Genomic DNA, 20,571 nt, shown 5'->3' with positions numbered 1-20,571 from the left:
TACAAGGAGGATGTGCACAGCATGGGCGATGCCAGCAATGCGCTGATGGGCCTCCGCCCCGTCACCTACCGCTACAAGCAGGCCGAGGCTGACGGCAGCAAGCCCATCCAATATGGCCTGATCGCCGAGGAAGTGGACAAGGTGATGCCCGCCCTCGTCGTTTATGACGAACAGGGCCGTCCGGACTCGGTGTCCTACGAAATCCTGCCCAGCCTGCTGCTCAACGAATATCAAAAGCAGAACCGCAAGCTCGCCGCTGCCGAAGCCAAGCTGGCGGCCACCGAAGCGGAGTTCACCGAGACCAGGGCGGCGCTTGCGGCGACGAGGGCCGAACTGGCCGAAAGCAATGCCAAATTCGAAGCCGAACTTGCCGCGCTAAAGCTCGCAGTGAGCCGCCTCGCCGCCGCGCCATCCGCCGTGAAGGTGGCCGCCAGCCAGCCGTGAAGACATACCTCACCCATGCCCGCACTTGATCCGGGCATCGTCGCAAGTGTCACTCCCGACCGCCCGTCATTCCGGCCAAGGACGGAATCCAGCTTGTTTGCATCCAAAGCTGGACCCCGGCCTGCGCCAGGGTGACGGCAGCGGGTGGTGGTGCTCTGTCCGTTACTGATGCCTGTAACCCGTACACCTCTTTCGTTGCCACCACAGAGCATGATCCGCAAAAGTGGAACCGCTTTTACGACAAGATCATGCTCAGGCTTTTGATCTGGCGCATGTTCCGACCAGGCGGTTCCGCCTGAGCGGAACATGCGCTGGAGGACCCCCGGAGGGCAGGGCACGCTTGCCCGGCAGGGAGCGGCCATTGTTAACCTTTCTCCAGCGGGAATAGTTCTTCCATCCTCCCGCAGGGTCTCCTATCTAAGCAGGAGATCAGAAACCGATTCATCGGAAGGCTACCCATGCGCGATCCCGTCGAGCACCTCACCACCGGCGCCTTCTGGCCATCCGTCATCCAGCAGGAGAGCCGGGGCGAGCGCGTGTATGACCTGCCCTCGCGCCTGCTGCGCGAGCGCATCATCTTTATCACCGGGCCCATCGACGACACTGTCGCGGCCTCCATCTGCATGCAGCTTCTGTTCCTCGAGGCGGAGAACCCCAAGAAGGAAATCTCCATGTATATCAACAGCCCGGGTGGTGTCGTCACCTCCGGCCTGTCGATCTACGACACCATGCAGTTCATCCGCTGCCCGGTTTCCACCACGGTGATGGGCCAGGCGGCGTCCATGGGCTCGCTGTTGCTCACCGCCGGGGAAAAAGGCATGCGGTTCGCGCTGCCCAATTCGCGGATCATGGTTCACCAGCCCTCGGGCGGATACCAGGGCCAGGTGACCGACATCCTGATCCATGCCCGCGAGGTGGAAAGCCTGAAGCGCCGCCTGAACGAGATTTATGTCCACCACACCGGGCGCGACTATGCCACCATCGAGGAGGCCCTTGAGCGCGACAACTTCTTCACCTCGGAAGCCGCGCTTGCCTTCGGCCTCATCGACAAGGTGATCGAAAAGCGCGCCGCCCCGGCCGAAGGGAAGTAAACCTGTCGTTTTCCACCGGCGATTGCGCCGGTGGATTGGCCCGGGCAATCAATTCTTGATTAACCCGGCCCGCCCATGCTGAATTACCGTGGTGCCCCGGTGCGCCGGGCCCCCGCGACGGAACCGCGGCGATGGCGGTGAAGTCATTTTAGAGACTGCGTGTGTATCACGCGGCACATGTCCAAGGAGATGGAATGAGTAAAGCAACGGGGAGCGACAGCAAGAACACCTTGTACTGCTCCTTCTGCGGAAAGAGCCAGCATGAGGTCCGCAAGCTGATTGCGGGCCCCACCGTGTTCATCTGCGATGAATGCGTCGAGCTGTGCATGGACATCATCCGCGAGGAGAACAAGACCTCGCTGGCGAAATCCAAGGACGGTGTTCCCACCCCGCATGAGATCCGGAAAGTTCTGGACGACTATGTCATCGGCCAGGAACACGCCAAGAAGGTGCTCTCGGTCGCGGTGCACAATCACTATAAGCGCCTGAACCACGCCCAGAAGAACAATGACGTGGAACTGGCGAAGTCGAACATCCTGCTCGTGGGCCCCACGGGCTCCGGCAAGACGCTGCTGGCGCAGACGCTGGCCCGCATCCTGGACGTTCCCTTCACCATGGCGGACGCCACGACGCTGACCGAAGCGGGCTATGTGGGCGAGGACGTCGAGAACATCATTCTGAAGCTCCTGCAGGCCGCCGATTACAACGTGGAGCGCGCCCAGCGCGGCATCGTCTATATCGACGAGGTCGACAAGATCAGCCGCAAGTCCGACAACCCCTCGATCACGCGTGACGTGTCGGGGGAGGGCGTGCAGCAGGCGCTCCTGAAGATCATGGAAGGAACCGTCGCGTCCGTGCCGCCGCAGGGCGGCCGCAAGCATCCGCAGCAGGAGTTCCTGCAGGTCGATACGACGAACATCCTGTTCATCTGCGGCGGCGCCTTCGCGGGCCTCGAGCGCATCATCAACCAGCGCTCCAAGGGTTCGGGCCTTGGCTTCGGCGCGGAAATCCGCTCCAACGAGGATCGCCGCACCGGCGCGGTGCTGCGCGAGCTGGAGCCGGAGGACCTCCTGAAGTTCGGCCTCATCCCCGAATTCGTCGGCCGCCTGCCCGTGGTGGCGACGCTCGAGGACCTTGACGAAACCGCGCTCGTGCAAATCCTGGTCGAGCCCAAGAACGCGCTGGTGAAGCAGTATCAGCGCCTGTTCGAAATGGAAGGCGTGAAACTGAACTTCCCCGAGGAGGCGCTGGGCGCCATCGCGCGGCGCGCCATCGAGCGCAAGACGGGCGCGCGCGGGCTTCGCTCCATCATGGAGTCGATCCTGCTCGAGACCATGTTCGATTTGCCCGCCATGTCCGGCGTGGAGGAAGTCGTGATTTCGAAGGACGTGGTGGAGGGAACGGCCAAGCCGCTCCTCATCTACGCCGACAAGCACCCGGGCAAGGTCACGGTTTCGGCCTGAGACTTTCTGCACAAGCGATTGCAATGGCCGGGTTTGTGCCCGGCCATTTCTGTTGATGAAACCTGCGCGCGGCTGCGCCTTTGCGTTGAACCGATTGCATTTTCCGGGGTGATGGACCTTTCAGGTTCACCGTGAAGGTCCGGCTGCGCTTTACCTCAGGAGGTGATTCTGGCAGCTTGCGTGCTTGTCAGCCGCGGGCACCCGCTGACCCCGCACCATCACGGTTGATCGTCAGTCTGCGGCGCTCGGACCAAGGAGGCAGAACGATGCACATCGCGGTGACGGGCGCCACGGGCTTTCTGGGGAGGCACGTCGTTCCTGCCTTGCTGTCAAGAGGTGCGCGCGTCACCGCCATGCTGCGAAGCGCAAGCAACCCCAGGCCATGGCTGGAGGGGTGCTCCGTGGCTCGCCTGGATATCACGGAACCGCGGACCGACGCCTATGATCTGCTGGGGCGTCCGGACTGTGTCCTGCACATGGCGTGGCAGGGACTGCCCAACTACAATTCCGCGCACCATTTCGAGGCCGAACTTCCGCGGCAATATCTCTTTCTGAAACACCTCCTGATGGGCGGCCTTGGGCGGCTGCTGGTGACGGGCACCTGTTTTGAATACGGCATGCAGCCGGGAGCTCTGGCGGAGACGGACCCCACCCACCCCTCCAATCCATATGGGTTCGCCAAGGATGCGCTTCGCCGCGAGATCGAATTCCTGAAACGGAGCCTTTCCTTTTCCCTGGTATGGGCCCGGCTCTTCTATACGTTCGGCGATGGCCAGCCGGAAACGTCCCTGTTCGGGCAGTTCCTGCGCGCGGCATCCCGCGGCGAGGCTCTGTTCAACATGTCACCCGGCGACCAGTTGCGCGACTATCTTCCCGCACCCGTCATGGGCGATATGATTGCCCGGCTTGCCCTGGGCGGTGGCGATCCCGGCCCCGTCAATGTTTGTTCGGGCAAGCCCATTTCGGTCCGCGGTCTGGTTGAAGGCTGGATCCGGGAACGTGGCGTGCGGATGGAGCTCAACCTTGGGCATTTTCCCTATTCCGACCTCGAGCCGCTTGCCTTCTGGGGCGACGCCACCAAGGTCTCTCGCCTGCTTTCAATGCCTGACGGCGCGGGCAGAAGCCCCGCCAGGGTTCGTTCAACTGAAGGAGATCCGCTTTGACACAGCACGAGAAAGAGGTTGTTGAGCGGGTCACCCGGTGGTCGGCGGATAGCAGTCTCGTTGCCGAGGCCGGGGCTTTCCTGCGCGCCAGTTCCGCCGCGCTTTACCCCTATAATTTCTTCTGGCTGGGCCGCCCGATCATCCAGTATCCGCAGGATATCGTCGCAACACAGGAGCTGATCTGGCGGGTGAAGCCGGACCTCATCGTCGAAACCGGCATTGCGCATGGGGGTTCGCTCATCCTGAGCGCGTCGATCCTTGCACTGATCGAGTATGCCGAAGCCGTCGAGAGCGGCACACCGCTTGACCCGGGCAAACCGCGGCGGCGCGTGCTTGGAGTCGACATAGACATACGGCCCCACAATCGCGCGGCCGTCGAGGCTCATCCGCTGCGCCACCGCATCGACATGATCGAGGGGTCCTCGACCGATCCGAAGGTGATCGAAACTGTCAGGGCCCGGGCAAACTCATCCGACCGGATCATGGTGCTCCTCGATTCCAACCACACCCACGAACATGTGCTGGCGGAACTCGAGGCCTATGCGCCCCTCACCAGTGTTGGAAGTTACTGTGTGGTGTACGACACACTGATCGAGGACATGCCCGAAGGACATTACCCGGACCGCCCCTGGGGCAAAGGCAACAATCCCAAGACGGCGGTGCGGGAATATCTGAAGCATCATCATGAGTTCGAAATCGACAAGCTGATGGATGCCAAGCTTCTCATCACGGTGGCATCGGACGGCTTCCTGAGGAGAACGAGATGATGGGCCTGCTGGCGGCAGATCAATCCGCAGCAGTCAACCCGTCTCAGCCTGCAACGTTAGGGTAATTGGCATCGCGTTCGGAGATGACCGCCGGGCGCGCCGGCCAGTCGATCCCGAAGGCGGGATCATTCCAGCGGACACCCTTGCCGAAGCCGGGCTCGAAGATGCGTCCCATGTGGTAGAGCACGTCGGAATCGGGTTCCAGCGTGATGTAACCATGCGCGAATCCTTCGGGAATGAATAGCCCGGTCAGTGAAGCGGCATCAAGCCGGATGCCGAACCAGCGACGATATGTGGCGCTGGCCGGTCGCAGATCCAGCGCCACGTCATAGATCGCGCCGCGCGTCACGTGCACAAGCTTCGCTTCCGCCCTGGGCGGATCCTGATAGTGCATGCCCCGCAATGTGTGCCGCGCCGGATTGTGTGACAGATTGACCTGCATGGGCGTGAAGCCGAGCCCGGCGGCTGCGAAGGTTTCCGCGCAATAGAATCTCGCAAAGGAGCCGCGCTCGTCCGTTGCGGCGTCAGCCGTCACAACGGCGAGGCCGGGGATGGACACGGCGGATATCCTCATGTCACAACTCCCGCAGCTTCGGCGAAGCAACAACGAAGCGGCCGCCCCATTCGCGCACATAGGCATGCTCGGCGGAGATTTCCCCGACGAGGTTCCACGGCAGGATGAGAATGGCTTTTGGACGCGCCGTCCGCAAGACATCCGGCGCCGCCACGGGAATGTGGGAGCCCGGCAGCAGCTTTCCCTGCTTCTGGGGATTGCGGTCGACAACAAAGTCGATATCGGCGGGCCCCACGCCGCAATAGTTGAGGAAGGTGTTTCCCTTGGCCGCCGCGCCATAGGCGGCGACGTGCTCGCCGCGCCCGCGCATCGCGGCCAGATAGTCCACAAGGTCATCGCGCATGAGCCGCGCGCGTGAGGCAAAATCGCTATAGCCGCGGGGCTGATCGAGCGCAGCCGCCGTTTCTTCCCGCCGGAGCGCCGCCACGCGGGAGGTCTCGGCGTGGTCTGCGCCCTGATGGCAGGCAAAGACGCGCAGGCTGCCGCCATGGGTGGATAATGTCTCAACATCGAAGATGCGCATTCCGTTCTGCTTCAGGATGCGGTCCACGATGGCCAGCGACAGATAAGAATAGTGCTCGTGATAGATCGTGTCGAACTGGCAGCCGGAAATCATGCGCAGAAGGTGGGGGAATTCGAAACAGGCGACGCCCTGCAGCTTCAACACCAGCGGAAAACCCGCCACGAAGCCGCTGATGTCGGGCACGTGGGCCAGCACATTGTTGGCAATCATCAGGTCAGCTGTGATGCCCATGCCGGCGAGATGGCGCGCCGTGTCGCGGTTGAAGAAGGCCACCATGGTCTCGACGCCACGGGCCCGCGCGGCCTCCGCGCAGTTTGCGGCTGGCTCTATGCCAAGGCAGCGAATGTTCCGGGCAACAAAGTGCTGAAGCAGATAACCGTCGTTTGACGCGATCTCGATGACCATTGAGTCCGGGCCCAACCCGAAACGCCGGGCCGCTTCTTCGGTAAACCGCCTGGCATGGGCAACCCACGAGGAAGAATAGGACGAGTAATAGGCATAGTTCGCGTCGAATATCGTCTCGGCAGGAATGCTCTTCTCGACCTGGACGAGGTAGCAGGCCTCGCAGATCATGATGCGCAGCGGAAAGCGCGGTTCCGCTGCGATGGCGGCAGGGGTGGGTTCGAGATAGCTGTTGGCGAGCGGCTGCCGACCGAGATCAATGAGTTCGAGAGCCAGGGGCGATTGGCAATAGCGGCAGGGCGCGCTCATTCGGCATGCTCCCGCAAAGCGCCATAGGCCTCGATTTGCGCGAGAGTTGGCGCGCGCATGTCCTTGCCTTTGGACCACTGCCGGTACCAGGCGGCAGTCCATGCAATGGCGAGATCGGCCGGAAGCCGGTCCTGCCAGCCCAGGCTGCGGCGGGCAAGATCGCTGTTGAGCAGGAGAAGGCTCGATTCGCGGTCGTCGGACTGCGCCGCATGGGTGATGCGGGATGACGAACCGAGCGCGTCCCGCATGGCGGTTGCGAGCGCTTCCACGGTCACCGCGTGTTTGCCGCCGGGCCCGAAGTTGAGCGCGCGCGGCAAGCCTGCCGGGGCGCTGACAAGCGTTTCCGCAAAGAGAAGATATCCGCACAGGCAATCAAGCACATGCTGCCAGGGCCGCACCGCACGAGGGTGGCGTAGCAGGATGGGCCTGTTGCCCGCGGCGGCACGAACGCAGTCCGGCACAATCCGGTCGATGGCGAAGTCGCCGCCGCCGATCACGTTGCCCGCCCTTGCCGTCGCAATTGCCGGCCGTCCGGCGGGGAAGAAGCATTCCGCATAGCTCTTGACGGCGATCTCGCAGGCAGCCTTGGACGCCGAGTAGGGATCCTTCCCGCCCAGCGCGTCATCTTCGCGATACGGCTGCCCGCGTCCGTCGTTGAGATAGACCTTGTCGCTCGTGATGAAGACGGCGGCATCGATGCCCTCCGTGTTCCGCAAGCCTTCGAGAAGATTGAGCGTTCCGTTCACATTGGTCTCGAATGTCTGCAGCGGGTCTGCCAGAGACTGGCGCACGAGCGCCTGCGCCGCGAGGTGAAACACGACGGAAGGTCTGCTCCCGCGCACCGCACGGGCCAGCGCCGCGGCATCGCGAATGTCGAGCATGATCCCCGAACAGGCTTCATCGACAGCCGCTGCCTTGGCGAGCGAGGGTCCCGCGGGCGGCGGCAGCGCAACGGCGCTGACCACGGCGCCAAGGCGCTTCAGCCACAGCGCCAGCCACGCGCCCTTGAAGCCGGTGTGCCCTGTCAGCAGAACGCGCCGGCCTTCCCAGAAATCCGCATCCGGAAGCCTGCCTACCATATTTTCCACGGCGCCTGTCCCGACTGCCACAGGGCCTCCAGATGCTGCTTGTCGCGCAGCGTATCCATGGGCTGCCAGAAACCATTGTGACGATAGGCCATCAGTTCTCCGGCCGCGGTGAGCTTTTCAAGGGGGCCGCGTTCCCAGACGGTCTGGTCATCCTCGATGACATCCAGCACGCGGCGTTCGAGGACAAAGAAGCCGCCACTGATATATGTGCCGTCTCCGGGGGGTTTCTCCGTGAAACGCTCCACGCGCGAACTCTTGAGGTCGAGGGACCCGAAACGTCCGGGCGGATTTACGGCGGTCAGCGTGGCTGCCTTGCCGTGGTTCCTGTGAAAGGCGATGAGCTTGCCGATATCGACATTGCTGACGCCATCGCCGTAGGTCATGCAGAACGGACCGTCGTCCAGATAGCGCGCCACCCTGCGGAGCCGACCGCCCGTCATCGTGTCGAGTCCGGTTTCCGCCAACGTCACCCGCCAGGGTTCCGTCACCGCCCCGTGGAACTCCATGGAGCCCGTGCCGGTGTCCACCGTCACGTCCGCACCATGCAGGTAGTAATTGGCGTAGAACTCCTTGATGATGTATCCCTTGTAGCCAAGGCAAATGACGAAGTCAGTGATGCCGTGAGCGGCGTATATCTTCATGACATGCCACAGGACGGGACGGCCTCCGATCTCCACCATGGGTTTCGGCCGGAGCATGGACTCTTCGGAGATGCGGGTGCCGTAGCCCCCCGCCAGGATCACCGCCTTCATCGCATCACCTGCCCAGACTCCCCAATCCGCCTGCCGCGCCGGTCGAAAGGGCTCATGAAGCCCCAGCCGCTTATTATCGCCTACCTGCCGCGCCACTGCAACCACAGGCCCTGAGGCACGCATCATCCCGCCGCGTCTCCGGCAACCGAATCCTTAACCAATATGGAACCCACCATCCCGTAATGACGAGGCGTCGCGTTGTGGGCAAGAGGGCGGGGCGGAAGGAAAATGGCTGACAACATCCGTTACAGCATCGTCATTCCGATCTTCAATGAGGAGGAAGTCATTCCGGAGCTCATTCTCCGGCTTGACAAGCTGATCGCCCAGCTCGACGGCGGCGTCGAGGTCCTTCTTGTCGATGACGGCAGCCGTGATAACTCGGCTTTCATGCTGCGGGAGAAGACGCGGCAAGACCCGCGCTACCGTCTGTTGCGCATGTCGCGCAACTTCGGCCACCAGATCGCCATAACGGCCGGGCTGGACCATGCATCGGGCGATGCAGTGATCGTGATGGATGCGGATCTCCAGGATCCGCCGGAGGTGGTTCTTGCCATGATCGGCAAGTGGAAAGAGGGTTGGGAGATCGTCTCGGGAAGGCGAATCCGCCGGGAGAACGAAACGCTGTTCAAGCGGCTTTCCGCCCATGTCTTTTATCGCATTCTGCGCCGTTTCGCCTCGGTCGGAATTGACCCGGACGTCGGCGACTTCCGCCTGCTCGACCGCCAGGTTGTGGAATCCTTCCGGTCCATGCGCGAGCAGGACAGGTTCGTCCGCGGCATGATCAGCTGGCTGGGTTTTCGCCAGACCTATGTGGAATATGTTCGCCAGGGCCGCCATGCAGGACAGACGAAATACCCGCTGATGAAGATGATCCGGCTGGCGTTGAGCGGCATTATTGGCTTTTCCGACGTACCGCTCCGCATGGCGCTCTGGTTCGGAATTGCAGTCTCGGTTGCCGCCCTTGCCTATGGCGTCATCGTGATCATCAACTGGCTGCTGCATGACGCCACCGTGCAGGGCTGGGCTTCGACCGTCGTGATCCTTTCCCTTCTGGGCGGCATCAACCTGATGACCATGGGCATCGTCGGCCTCTATGTGGGGCGGATATTCTCGCAGGTTAAGGAACGGCCCCTCTATGTGCTCCGGCAGGATCACGACAGGGATCGCCAACCCCAAGCTGGTCACTAGAGCGCGATCCGCAAAAGGGGAGGCCGCTTTTGCGAAAAGATCATGCTCAAGCTTTTGATCCGGCGCGGCCGCATGCGTGTATGTTTCTGCAAGTTGGGCTAAAAAGACCGGGCAGGAGAGAAGGCCCATGACCCGTGTGACCGTCTGTATACCCGTCCGCAACGGCGACAATTTTCTCGAGCAGGCTCTGGCCTCCATTGCCATGCAAACTTACCCGGCCGACAGGGTCCTCGTCAGCGACAATGCATCGACTGACCGCACAGCCGGCATATTGGAGGCGTGGAAGCGGCGCCTTCCGCTGGAGGTGGTGCGTCAGCCCGCCCCGGTTTCGATGGTTGAGAACTTCAATGGCCTCCTCGACCGGGTTGAAGATCCGTTCTACATGGTCCTCTGCCATGACGACTATCTGAATGCGCCTGATGCAATATCCTCGGCGCGAGCGGTGCTGGAGGCCAATAGCGGCGTTTCCGCCGTCTACTGCGATCTGGCCTATGTCGGGGAAAAACGCCGCAGGCTTGCAACCCGCCGCTTCCACCGCACGGGCCTTTTCGACGCCGACGAGGCAGGCCGCCAGTCGGTTCTCAAGACGCGCAACATGTTTGGCATCCCCTTGCTCGTTCGCAGAAGCGCCCTCGGCCCTTATCGATATGATCCTGCCTTCCGCTATGGCCTCGATCTGGATCTCTCATGGCAGATGTCCAGGCTCCAGCCGGCCTGGCATATTCCACGCGCCCTGATGGCCAATCGCTATCATGCCGGCAACAGCACCTGGGGCGGGCTCGGCGCCGCCGACGAGTATTTTCGGCTGGCGTCAAAGCATGGGATGCGGATTTCGCCTGCGCGTCGCGCGCAGATCCGGCTGCGCTGCTGGAGCGTGGGCCAGCAAAGGCGCCTGTTCGGCGCCTATGAGCGGCTGGTGTCCCGCCTTGGCTGAGAATGACGGAAAGACAGGATTGGCGCGCCCTAGTCTTTCGCCGCAAATCATCCGCTATGTTCTGGTCGGCTCGTTCAACACCGCAAGCAGTTTCGCCGTCTATGCGCTGCTCACGTGGATGGGCCTGCCTGTCGCCGCCGCGAGCTTCGGCGCTCTCGCATTCGGCATTTGTCTCAGCTTTGCAACGCTTGGCCGCCTGGTCTTCCTGAGCACGCTGCGTGGCCGTTTCTTCCGTTTTGCCGCGGTCTGGATGCTTCTCTATCTCGTGAACCTTGGCATTATCTCGCTGCTCATGCGTTTCGGCCTGGGGCCATATGTTGCAGGCCTGCTTGCAGCCTTGCCGGTGGCCGCAACGGCATTCATGCTGCAGCGTATCTATGTTTTCCGGTAATCAGCCTGTTGCGAAAAGAGGAATTTACGATGCATGACATGCTGTCGTCCTGGTGGATTTGGGCCGTACCGCTCGCCTTTGTTGCCGTGCTGGTCTATGCGCTGAACCCCGGGCGCAAGAAGCAGTTCGACGAGGAGGCCCGTGTGCCCCTCGAGGACGACCCGCCGGCAAAGTGAATGGGCCGGTCAACTGGCCCCGGAATCTGAAGCTTCCCGCGCATTGGGCCGGGAGCCTGGGCGCCTTGCGTGCGGGACCCTGTGTCCCGCATCGCCTGATGTGCCGGCGGACGCCCCTTGCCCTGGCTTTGCTTGACAGGAGCGGCACGCGCGTGTGGTCTTCCACCTGTTGAAACACGGAGCGCCGCGCCCTTGGGAAAACTCACTCTTGCCCTTTACAACCGTCTCACCGGCCCCTTTTCGGCCGCGGGATTGATCCTTGGCGCGCTGTTCTGGGCCGCCGCGCTGACGCCGAGCCTCATCCCGCGTGATGGGCTGCTGCAGGGGGCGATCGGCGGGCTGTGCTTCAGTGCCGGCTATGCGCTGGCGGTGGCCGTCACCGCGCTGTGGGTGTGGCTTGGCCTGCCGCTGCTGCCGCGGCTGCTGCTGAAGCCCATGCGCGTGCTCGCCGCGGTCGCCGCCATCGCCATCATGCTGGCCGCGGCCTTCAAGGGCGAGGGCTGGCAGGACGAGGTGCGCAAGGCGCTGGACATGGAGCCCAATGGCGGCAGTTGGCCCTTCATCCTGATTGCCGTGGGGCTGGCGCTGATTGTGGTGCTGATGCTGGCGGGCCGCGTCTTCGCGGCGCTGCGCGACTTCGTCAGCGCGCCGCTGCGCCGCGTTCTGCCGCCGCGCGTCGCGGTGCTTATCGCGGTGGCGCTGGCGTCATGGGTGTTCTGGTCGATCGGCAATGGCGTGCTGCTCAATGCGCTGCTGCGCGGGCTCGACTCGTCCTATCGCCGCGTCGATGCGCTGATCCCGCCGGAGGAAGCCCAGCCCGCCGATCCGATGAAGGCCGGAAGTGCGGCCTCGCTCGTCCGCTGGAATGACCTCGGCCGCCAGGGCCGGCTGCGCGTGCTCTCCCAGCCCACAGCGGCGGAAATCGCGGCCATCACCGGTCGTGACGCGAAGGACCCGCTGCAGATCTATGTCGGTCTCAATTCGGCGGAAACCCCGCAGGAGCGCGCCGACCTGGCGCTTGCGGAGCTGAAGCGCACCAATGCCTTCAGCCGCAAGTTCCTCATCATCGCCACGCCCACCGGCACGGGCTGGGTCGACCCCGCCTCCATGCTGCCGCTCGAGGTGCTGACGGGAGGTGACGTCGCTTCCGTGTCGGTGCAGTATTCCTATCTGCCGAGCTGGCTCACGCTGTTCGTCGACCCCGCCTATGGCGAGGAGACGGCGGAGAAGGTGTTCGACACCGTCTATGGCCACTGGCGCAGCCTCCCCAGGGACCGGCGGCCGCGCCTGTTCCTGTTCGGCCTGTCGCTCGGCTCGCTCAACTCCGATCTCGCCACCGATGCCTATGCGCTGCTGGGTGATCCGTTCGAGGGCGCGCTGTGGGTGGGCCCGCCCTTTGCCAGCCGCACCTGGAACCAGGTGACGGCGACGCGGCTGAAGGAGAGTCCGGCCTGGCTGCCGCGGGCGCGCACGCCCGCCGTGTTCCGCTTCTTCAATGCCGGTGACCGGGGGCAGATCGCCTCGCCCGGCTGGGGGCCGGTGAAGATCGCCTATCTGCAGTACCCTTCCGATGCCATCACCTTCTTCGAGACCGGTATGTGGCGCAGGGAGCCTGACTGGATGAAGGCGCCGCGCGGGCCCCGCGTGGCGCCCGCGCTCGCCTGGTATCCCGGCATCAGCTTCATCCAGCTCGCCTTCGACATGATGACGGCAACGACGGTGCCGAAGGGCCGTGGCCACGTCTATGCGGCGCGCGACTATGCCGCCGGATGGCGCGCCCTGATCCAGCCGGACGGCATCGGCGAGCCCGAGATGCAGAAGCTCGACCGGTGGATGGAAGAGAAGGGGCTCTGACCCCAGCTCCCGAACGCCGTCATGCCAGCGAAAGCCGGCATCCAGCACTTTATGCAGCGCGCCCACCCTCCCGACCGTCTTCCCCGCAAAGGCCGGGGTGACGGCGGGAGCGGGGTTCTGCGGGATGACGGCGTGGTTTTGGCGGTGTCGCGTTTTGGTGACGGGTCATTTCTCACATCGCATTCGCATAATAGAAGGCGATCACCTGCGAGCGGTTGTTGAGGCCGAGCTTTTCGTAGAGGTTCCGGAGGTGGAACTTCACGGTGTTGATGGAGATGTCGAGTTCGGCCGCAAGCTCGGTGTTGGTCCGGCCCTTGGCGAGTGCGGCAAGAAGCGTCTTCTCGCGCCCGGTGAGGCTGTCGCGCGGATCGCGCCTGAGGGCGCGCACATCCATGAAGGGGAACACCATGCGGCCCGCCGCCACGCTGGCGGCGGCGTCAAGCAGCTGTTGCTCCGGCGCATCGCGCGTCAGGAAGGCCGCCGCCCCCGCCGCCATGGCGCGGCGCGGCACGTCCGGGTCGCCTGCGCCGGAATAGACGACCATGCGCGGCGCATCCGGCCTGTCCCGCAGGATGCCGAGGAGCCGCTCGGCGCCAAGCTGTGGGATGATCCAGTCCACGATGCCGATATCCACCGGCACGCGCAGGCATGTTTCGAGGAACCCCTCTGCGGTCTTCGACGTTGCAACCAGGGTGAAGCGCCTGTCGCGCTCGAACAGCTCGGAGAGAGCCTGGAGCATGATGGTGTTCGGGTCGGCAATGATGACGCTGCGGACCTGTGTCATAAACCTACCCTATAGGGTGGAAGCATCGCTGACAAGGGAAATTTACAGCTCTTATGGGTGGGAAAAATACTGCCCCAATAGATGCTGAAAGGCTGGTTTTCTGGGTGTTTTCAAAGTCGGTCCATCCGCCCATGAAGGCGGCAAGACAACAAGACATATGGGAGCAACACAATGCCAGGAACCCGCGGCCTTTTCATTCCGGGCCCCACCAACGTGCCGCAGGCGGTGCGTCTCGCGATGGACATCGCGATGGAGGACCAGCGCGCGCCGGATCTTCCGTCCTTCACCCTGCCGCTCTTCGCCGACGTGAAGAAGGTGTTCAAGACCGCAACGGGCCAGGTCTTCCTGTTCCCGGCTTCCGGAACCGGCGGCTGGGAAGCCGCCATGACCAACACCCTGTCGCCCGGCGACAAGGTGCTGATCGCCCGCTTCGGCCAGTTCTCGCTGCTGTGGGCCGACATGTGCACCCGCATGGGCCTCGAGGCCGACGTGGTCGACGTGGCATGGGGCGAGGGCGTTCCGGTCGAAATCTTCGCCGAGAAGCTCAGGGCCGACAAGGCCCATGCCTACAAGGCCGTGCTCGTCACCCACAATGAAACCGCCACCGGCGTCACCAGCGACGTGGCAGGCGTGCGCAAGGCGATGGACGATGCGCATCATCCCGCTCTCCTCTTCGTCGACGCGGTGAGCTCGCTCGCCTCCATCGACTTCCGCATGGACGAGTGGAAGGTCGATGTCTGCGTTTCGGGTTCGCAGAAGGGCTTCATGATGCCCGCGGGCCTCGCCATCCTCGCCGTGTCGGAAAAGGCGCTTGCCGCCCGCAAGACGGCCTCCATGCGCCGCTGCTACTTCGATTTCGATGACATGATGAAGGCCAACAAGGACGGATTCTTCCCCTATACCCCGCCCCTGCACATGCTCCGTGCACTGAAGGCCGCGGTCGGCCTGCTGCTTGCCGAAGGCCTGGACAATGTCTTCGCCCGCCATCACCGCCTGGCCGAGGGCGTGCGCCAGGCCGTTTCCGCCTGGGGTCTCCGGCTCTGCGCCGCGGCGCCGAAGTGGCATTCGGACACGGTCAGCGCCATCGTGCTGCCCGAGGGCTTCGACAGCGCGGCCCTCGTGCGCCACGCCTACACCAGATATCACCTGTCGCTCGGCATGGGCCTCAACAAGGTGGCGGGCAGGGTGTTCCGCATCGGCCACCTGGGTGACCTCAATGAGATCATGTGCCTCCAGGCGCTGGCGGGCGCTGAGATGGCGATGCGCGACCTGGGGCTGCCGGTGGTGGCGGGCTCGGGCGTGGGCGCGGCCATCGAGTATTACCGCGGCGCCACAGAGGCCACCGCCCTCAAGAACGCGGCCTGAGGAGCGCGACATGGATATTCACGAGTACCAGGCCAAGGAAATCCTTGCCCGCTTCGGCGTGTCGACACCCAGGGGCGCGCTCGCCTACAGCCCGGAGCAGGCGGCTTACCGCGCGCGGGAAATCGGCGGCAAGCTGTGGGTCGTCAAGGCGCAGGTCCACACCGGCGGCCGCGGCAAGGCCGGCGGCGTGAAGCTCTGCCGTTCGGAAGACGAGGTCATGGACGCCGCTGACGAACTGCTCGGCAAGAAGCTGGTCACGCATCAGTCCGGCCCCGCCGGCAAGATCGTCGGCCGTCTCTATGTCGAGGGCGGCGTGGCCATTGCGAAGGAACTCTATCTGGGCTTCGTGCTCGACAGGAAGTCCGAGCGCGTGATGGTCGTCGCCTCCTCCGAAGGCGGCATGGAGATCGAGGAGATCGCGGCGGAGAAGCCCCACTCCATCGTCAAGGTGAGCGTGGAACCCGCGGTCGGCATGCAGGCATTCCAGGCCCGCGAGATCGCCTTCGCCCTGGGCCTCAGGCCGTCGCAGATCCAGTCTGCGGTCAATGCCCTCATGGGCTGCTACCGCGCCTTCGAGGAGCTCGATGCGACGATGCTGGAAATCAACCCGCTCATCGTCACCGAGGACGATCACGTCATGGCGCTCGACGCCAAGATGACCTTCGACGACAACGCCCTGTTCCGCCACCCCGCCGTCGCCGAACTCCGCGACAAGAGCCAGGAAGACCCGCGCGAGACGCACGCCAATGACCGCGGCCTCTCATATGTCGGCCTGACCGGCAAGATCGGCTGCATCGTCAATGGCGCGGGCCTCGCCATGGCCACCATGGACATGATCAAGCTGGCGGGCGGCGAGCCGGCCAACTTCCTCGACATCGGCGGCGGCGCCACGCCGGAGCGCGTGGCCAAGGCCTTCAAGCTCGTCACCATGGACAAGAACGTCGAGGCCATTCTCGTCAACATCTTCGCCGGCATCAACCGCTGCGACTGGGTTGCCGAAGGCGTGGTCCAGGCGCTGGAGAAGAACCCCGCCGGCGTGCCGGTCATCGTGCGCCTGGCGGGCACCCATGTGGAGGAGGGCCGCCGCATCCTGGCGCGCTCCGGACTCCCCATCATCCGCGCCAACACGCTGGCCGAAGCCGCCGAACGCGCGGTCGCGGCCTGGAAGAACAACGCCAACACCGTTGGCCTGAAGGTGGTGAACGCATGAGCATTCTTCTCGACCGTACGACGCCGGTTCTGGTGCAGGGCATCACCGGCAAGATCGGCTCCTTCCACGCGAGGGAGATGCGCGGATATGGCTCCAACGTGGTTGGCGGCGTCACGCCCGGCAAGGGCGGCGCCACGCAGGACGGGCTTCCCGTCTTCGACACGATGAAGGAGGCGGTGGAGAAGACCGGGGCCACGGCCTCGATCGTCTTCGTGCCGCCGCCCTTCGCGGCCGACTCGATCATGGAAGCGGCGGATGCGAACATCCGCCTCTGCGTCGCCATCACCGACGGCATCCCCAGCCAGGACATGATCCGCGTGAAGCGCTACATGCGTCGCTACAGGGCGGAGAACCGCATGCGCCTCATCGGCCCCAATTGCGCCGGCGTCATCTCGCCCGGCAAGGCGATGATGGGCATCATGCCCGGCAACATCTATCTCCCCGGCAATGTCGGCATCGTCGGCCGCTCAGGCACGCTGGGCTACGAGGCCGCGGCACAGATGATGGAGCTGGGCATCGGCGTGTCGACCTCGGTGGGGATCGGTGGCGACCCGATCAACGGCTCCTCCTTCAAGGACATTCTCGAGCTGTTCGAGGCGGACCCGGAAACCCATGCGGTGGTGATGATCGGCGAGATCGGCGGCCCGCAGGAGGCCGAGGCCGCGGAATACATCCGCGACCACATGACGAAGCCGGTGATCGCCTATGTGGCGGGCCTCTCCGCGCCCAAGGGCCGCAAGATGGGCCATGCCGGCGCCATCATCCAGGCCTTCGGCGAGGGCGCCTCCGAAAAGGTCGAACTGCTCCGCGATGTGGGCGTGGCCATTGCGCCGACCCCTGCCGAAATCGGCGGCACGGCGCAGAAGGTTCTCAAGGCGGCGTGAGGTTGTCATGAATCTGCCTCTTGAAACCCCGGTGCGCCTGGGGCGCAGCAGAACCGCGTCCGGCGCCATCAACGTGGTGCCGGAGCTCCGCTCCTACCGCTATGATCCCAAGCCCTGCCGCCTCTCGGCCATGCAGATGCTGGTGCTGCAGCTCGTGTGCTGCGGCCTTGCCGACAAGGAGATCGCCTATCTCCTCGGCGTGTGCAGCGCGACCGTGAAGGCCCACATGTCCCGCGCCATCCGCGAGATGGGCCTCTACCGCCGCCACCAGCTTGTGCGCTATGTGTTCGAGAACGGCCTCTTCGACCCCGAGGCGGCGCAGGCCGAAATCCTGCGCCGTCGCAAAGCCGCCTGACCTTTTGAACGAGGACCGATCATGAGCTTTCTCACCGTCGAACAGGCCAGGCCGCGCCTGAACCGCAGCGAGCTGGCCGTCCCCGGCAGCCAGCCCCAGATGTTCGAGAAGGCGGCGAAGTCCGCCGCCGACGTCGTGTTCCTCGACCTTGAGGACGCCGTGGCCCCGGACGACAAGGCGCAGGCCCGCAGGAACATCATCCAGGCCATCGGCGACATCGACTGGGGCAACAAGTCCCTGTCCGTGCGCATCAATGGCCTCGACACGCATTACATGTACCGCGACGTGGCGGATGTGCTGGAACAGGCGAGCGACCGCCTCGACCTCATCATGATCCCCAAGGTCGGCACGGCCTCCGATGTCTATGCGGTGGACATGCTGGTGACCCAGGTCGAGACCGCGAAGAACCGCAAGAAGCGGATCGGTTTCGAGCTGATCATCGAGACCGCGCTCGGCATGCAGAACGTGCACGCAATATCGGCGGCCTCGAAGCGCAACGAGTCGCTGCACTTCGGCGTGGCCGACTATGCCGCCTCGACGCGCGCCCGCACAACGTCGATCGGCGGCGCCAATGCCGATTACGCCGTCCTGACCGAGCCGCTCGCCGACAATTCGCGCCAGGTGCACTGGGGCGACATGTGGCACTATGCGATTGCCCGCATGGTGGTGGCGGCGCGCGCCAACGGCCTCAGGCCCGTCGATGGTCCCTTCGGCAATTTCTCCGACCCCGACGCATTCAGGGCCGCCGCGGCACGCGCCGCGGTGCTGGGTTGCGAGGGCAAGTGGGCGATTCATCCCTCGCAGATCGCGCTCGCCAACGAGGTGATGAGCCCTTCGGAGGCGGAGGTGACGCGCGCCCGGCGCATCCTCGAGGCGATGAGGGAGGCGGAGGCGCAGGGCAAGGGTGCGGTGTCGCTCGACGGCCGCCTGATCGATTATGCCTCGATCCGCCAGGCCCAGGTGCTGGTGGAGAAGGCAGCACAGATCGCCGGACATTGAGACGGCAGGGCGCGGGGGAATGGCCGCGCCCGTCATAAAGCCAAAATTCGGTTTCAGCCGCGCTTAGCGCTGACCTATAGTGGCCCCCTGCACCCTCTGGAGGGCTCGTTGAAAGATCCATACGAAACACTTGGCGTGGCCAGGACCGCCACCGCGGACGAGATCAGGTCGGCCTACCGCAAGCTGGCCAAGAAGCTGCATCCGGATTTGAACCCCGGCGACAAGTCGGCGGAAGAGAAGTTCAAGCAGGTGGCGGGCGCCTACGATCTTCTGTCCGATGAAGAAAAGCGCCGCCGCTTCGACGCGGGCGAGATCGATGCCTCCGGCGCCGAGCGCCAGCATGAGCGCTACTACAAGGACTATGCCCAGGACCCCGGCGGCCGCCGCTACCAGTATCAGAGTGCGGGCTCGGGCTTCGACGATTTCGCCTCGCAGGACGATTTCCTCGCCGAGTTGCTGCGCCGCCGCCAGGAACAGGCGCGCCGCGCGCCGGGCGCCGACCGCTCCTACGAGCTCGAGGTCGATTTCCTCGATGCGGTGAACGGGGCCACGCGCCGCATCACGCTGCCCGACGGCGGCTCGCTCGACGTTGCGATTCCGGCGGGGATCGATGAGGGCCAGGTGCTGCGCTTGCGCGGCAAGGGTGCGCCGTCGCGCGGCGAAGGCCCGCCGGGAGACGCGCTGGTGGCCATCACCATCCGCCCGCACCGCTTCTTCAGGCGCGAGGGCGACGACATCCTCTGCGAGCTCCCCGTCACCATCCAGGAGGCGGTGCTGGGCGGCAAGGTGAAAGTGCCGACGACGACGGGTCCGGTGATGGCCACGGTGCCGAAGGGCTCCAACACCGGCACCACGCTGCGCCTCAAGGGCAAGGGTGTGCCGAAGAGGGGCGGGGGTGCGGGCGACGGGCTGGTGAGGCTCAAGGTCATGGCGCCCACCGAACCCGATGCCGCCCTTGAAAACTTCCTCTCCGGCTGGACGCCGGGGCCGGGCTACGATCCGCGCAGGGACATGCAGTCATGATCATCACCAAGTCCGAATTCCTGCTTCGCACCCAACTCGACCAGCAGACGCTCGAAGTCTGGATCGAGGAAGAGTGGCTGTCGCCCGAACAGGGCGGCGCGGAGCCCCTGTTCTCGGAAGCCGACCTGGCGCGCGCCGGTTTGATCCGCGACCTGCAGGGCGATCTCGGCGTCAACCGCGAGGGCGTGGGCGTGATCCTCAGCCTCGTCGACCAGATCCACAGCCTGCGCTGGGCGCTGGCCAACCGGATCGGCGGCAAAACGGACGGGTGAACGGCCTGCGTCTTCGTCCCCTTCCGCTTTTCCCGCTGAAGCCGGAGAGGAGGACAGGCGCGATGGCTCAGCGATGGCGTCTTCGCCTTCGCCGCAATGCTGCCGGCAACCAGCCACGACCTGCCATGCGGCGTCACGGTGACGGGTTCCGGCAAGGGCATGAACCGTTCAGGCGAAATCGCCTTTACGAAAAGAACATGCGCCAGATCGAAAGCCTGAGATCTTATCGCAAAAGCGGTCTCCACTTTTGCGGATCATGCCAGTCGGTTCGCAATCGACGAACAGGCCGTTCCTGTTCTCCCGGGAGCATGTTCCGGTCAAGTGGATGCCGGTTGACCGTAGAAAACGTGACAAAAGAGATGAATTGAGCAGGTTTCGATTCCATTAGAGCGGCGGGCGGTCAATTGACTCCATTAGGATTTCCCTCCCCCTTGTGGGCAGGCGAATCGCATATTGAAAAAGTCCTTGCGGATCAGGGCCATTGGGACTCGATAGGCAGGCAGCTTCTGTTGGGAGGTTTGCCATGTCTGGTTTGCTGGACTATTTTTCTGAGATTGAGG

The 20,571-nt window shown here is 64.1% G+C and carries 22 protein-coding genes; 17 read left to right on the top strand and 5 right to left on the bottom strand.

All coding sequences use genetic code 11. The features are described 5' to 3' along the window. The 5 genes from IOC69_RS10550 to IOC69_RS10530 form a co-directional block, all read left to right on the top strand. Positions 1-444: tail fiber domain-containing protein (locus tag IOC69_RS10550; RefSeq protein WP_290543513.1), on the top strand; the 444-nt coding region annotated here is incomplete at its 5' end. Between the two features lie 458 nt (positions 445-902). Next, a complete protein-coding gene (locus IOC69_RS10545; protein WP_290543512.1) occupies positions 903-1,535 on the top strand; it encodes an ATP-dependent Clp protease proteolytic subunit in 633 nt (210 codons plus the stop codon). Between the two features lie 194 nt (positions 1,536-1,729). Then, entirely contained in the window at positions 1,730-2,998 is a 1,269-nt protein-coding gene (gene clpX, locus IOC69_RS10540) for an ATP-dependent Clp protease ATP-binding subunit ClpX (protein ID WP_290543511.1), read from the top strand. Positions 2,999-3,129: 131 nt separating this feature from the next. Further along, positions 3,130-4,161 carry an NAD(P)-dependent oxidoreductase gene (locus tag IOC69_RS10535; RefSeq protein WP_290543510.1) on the top strand — a complete coding sequence of 344 codons (1,032 nt, stop codon included), beginning with the start codon at positions 3,130-3,132 and terminating at the stop codon, positions 4,159-4,161. Further along, the gene (locus tag IOC69_RS10530; RefSeq protein WP_290543509.1) at positions 4,158-4,928 is read left to right on the top strand and encodes a cephalosporin hydroxylase family protein; all 771 of its coding nucleotides are present in this window, start codon (positions 4,158-4,160) and stop codon (positions 4,926-4,928) included. The genes IOC69_RS10535 and IOC69_RS10530 overlap by 4 nt, the downstream gene beginning before the upstream one ends. Before the next feature lie 43 nt (positions 4,929-4,971). Here IOC69_RS10530 and IOC69_RS10525 read toward each other — a convergent pair whose 3' ends face one another. Genes IOC69_RS10525 through rfbF form a run of 4 tightly spaced genes read right to left on the bottom strand, consistent with a single transcriptional unit; the run spans position 4,972 to position 8,576 of the window. Then, complete coding sequence (locus IOC69_RS10525; protein ID WP_290543508.1) at positions 4,972-5,502, bottom strand: dTDP-4-dehydrorhamnose 3,5-epimerase family protein; 531 nt, start codon at positions 5,500-5,502, stop codon at positions 4,972-4,974. Position 5,503: 1 nt separating this feature from the next. Beyond that, a complete protein-coding gene (locus tag IOC69_RS10520) occupies positions 5,504-6,736 on the bottom strand; it encodes a class I SAM-dependent methyltransferase (RefSeq protein WP_290543507.1) in 1,233 nt (410 codons plus the stop codon). Next, positions 6,733-7,815 (bottom strand): CDP-glucose 4,6-dehydratase, encoded by a 1,083-nt coding sequence (gene rfbG, locus IOC69_RS10515; RefSeq protein WP_290543506.1) that lies wholly within the window; start codon positions 7,813-7,815, stop codon positions 6,733-6,735. Before rfbG ends, IOC69_RS10520 begins: the two co-directional genes overlap by 4 nt. Beyond that, positions 7,809-8,576: a glucose-1-phosphate cytidylyltransferase gene (rfbF, locus tag IOC69_RS10510; RefSeq protein WP_290543505.1), complete on the bottom strand. Its 768-nt coding sequence runs from the start codon at positions 8,574-8,576 to the stop codon at positions 7,809-7,811. Before rfbF ends, rfbG begins: the two co-directional genes overlap by 7 nt. Positions 8,577-8,804: 228 nt before the next feature. Between rfbF and IOC69_RS10505 the strand changes: the two genes are divergently transcribed. From IOC69_RS10505 to IOC69_RS10485, 5 genes are all read left to right on the top strand, one after another. Beyond that, on the top strand, positions 8,805-9,764 hold the full coding sequence (locus IOC69_RS10505; protein ID WP_290543504.1) for a glycosyltransferase family 2 protein: 960 nt from the start codon (positions 8,805-8,807) through the stop codon (positions 9,762-9,764). Between the two features lie 127 nt (positions 9,765-9,891). Further along, positions 9,892-10,698: a glycosyltransferase gene (locus tag IOC69_RS10500; RefSeq protein ID WP_290543503.1), complete on the top strand. Its 807-nt coding sequence runs from the start codon at positions 9,892-9,894 to the stop codon at positions 10,696-10,698. Beyond that, positions 10,691-11,089: a GtrA family protein gene (locus IOC69_RS10495; protein WP_290543502.1), complete on the top strand. Its 399-nt coding sequence runs from the start codon at positions 10,691-10,693 to the stop codon at positions 11,087-11,089. The genes IOC69_RS10500 and IOC69_RS10495 overlap by 8 nt, the downstream gene beginning before the upstream one ends. A 29-nt stretch (positions 11,090-11,118) precedes the next feature. After that, entirely contained in the window at positions 11,119-11,265 is a 147-nt protein-coding gene (locus IOC69_RS10490; RefSeq protein WP_290543501.1) for a cbb3-type cytochrome c oxidase subunit 3, read from the top strand. A 192-nt stretch (positions 11,266-11,457) separates the two neighbouring features. Continuing rightward, positions 11,458-13,119 carry an alpha/beta-hydrolase family protein gene (locus IOC69_RS10485; protein WP_290543500.1) on the top strand — a complete coding sequence of 554 codons (1,662 nt, stop codon included), beginning with the start codon at positions 11,458-11,460 and terminating at the stop codon, positions 13,117-13,119. Positions 13,120-13,291: 172 nt separating this feature from the next. Here the strand turns inward: IOC69_RS10485 and IOC69_RS10480 are convergent, their stop codons facing one another. After that, complete coding sequence (locus tag IOC69_RS10480; protein ID WP_290543499.1) at positions 13,292-13,903, bottom strand: response regulator transcription factor; 612 nt, start codon at positions 13,901-13,903, stop codon at positions 13,292-13,294. Positions 13,904-14,074: 171 nt separating this feature from the next. On the opposite strand from IOC69_RS10480, the gene IOC69_RS10475 reads away from it, so the two are divergent. The 7 genes from IOC69_RS10475 (at position 14,075) to IOC69_RS10445 (ending at position 20,011) form a co-directional block, all read left to right on the top strand. Then, positions 14,075-15,268, top strand: a complete 1,194-nt coding sequence (locus tag IOC69_RS10475; RefSeq protein WP_290543498.1) for an aminotransferase class V-fold PLP-dependent enzyme — start codon at positions 14,075-14,077, stop codon at positions 15,266-15,268. A gap of 10 nt (positions 15,269-15,278) precedes the next feature. Next, positions 15,279-16,478 (top strand): malate--CoA ligase subunit beta, encoded by a 1,200-nt coding sequence (locus IOC69_RS10470; RefSeq protein ID WP_290543497.1) that lies wholly within the window; start codon positions 15,279-15,281, stop codon positions 16,476-16,478. Then, positions 16,475-17,362 carry a succinate--CoA ligase subunit alpha gene (gene sucD, locus IOC69_RS10465; RefSeq protein WP_290543496.1) on the top strand — a complete coding sequence of 296 codons (888 nt, stop codon included), beginning with the start codon at positions 16,475-16,477 and terminating at the stop codon, positions 17,360-17,362. Before IOC69_RS10470 ends, sucD begins: the two co-directional genes overlap by 4 nt. A gap of 7 nt (positions 17,363-17,369) precedes the next feature. Next, entirely contained in the window at positions 17,370-17,717 is a 348-nt protein-coding gene (locus IOC69_RS10460; protein ID WP_290543495.1) for a LuxR C-terminal-related transcriptional regulator, read from the top strand. Between the two features lie 21 nt (positions 17,718-17,738). Continuing rightward, positions 17,739-18,716 carry a CoA ester lyase gene (locus tag IOC69_RS10455; protein WP_290543494.1) on the top strand — a complete coding sequence of 326 codons (978 nt, stop codon included), beginning with the start codon at positions 17,739-17,741 and terminating at the stop codon, positions 18,714-18,716. A gap of 108 nt (positions 18,717-18,824) precedes the next feature. Continuing rightward, positions 18,825-19,739 carry a J domain-containing protein gene (locus IOC69_RS10450; protein ID WP_290543493.1) on the top strand — a complete coding sequence of 305 codons (915 nt, stop codon included), beginning with the start codon at positions 18,825-18,827 and terminating at the stop codon, positions 19,737-19,739. Further along, on the top strand, positions 19,736-20,011 hold the full coding sequence (locus IOC69_RS10445) for a chaperone modulator CbpM (protein ID WP_366935512.1): 276 nt from the start codon (positions 19,736-19,738) through the stop codon (positions 20,009-20,011). Before IOC69_RS10450 ends, IOC69_RS10445 begins: the two co-directional genes overlap by 4 nt. Positions 20,012-20,571 lie beyond the last annotated feature (560 nt).

The organism is Aestuariivirga sp. (assembly GCF_020252405.1).
Taxonomy (GTDB): domain Bacteria; phylum Pseudomonadota; class Alphaproteobacteria; order Rhizobiales; family Aestuariivirgaceae; genus Aestuariivirga.
Note: the sequence above shows the minus strand (reverse complement) of the source record. Positions and strands in the feature narration are given on the sequence as shown.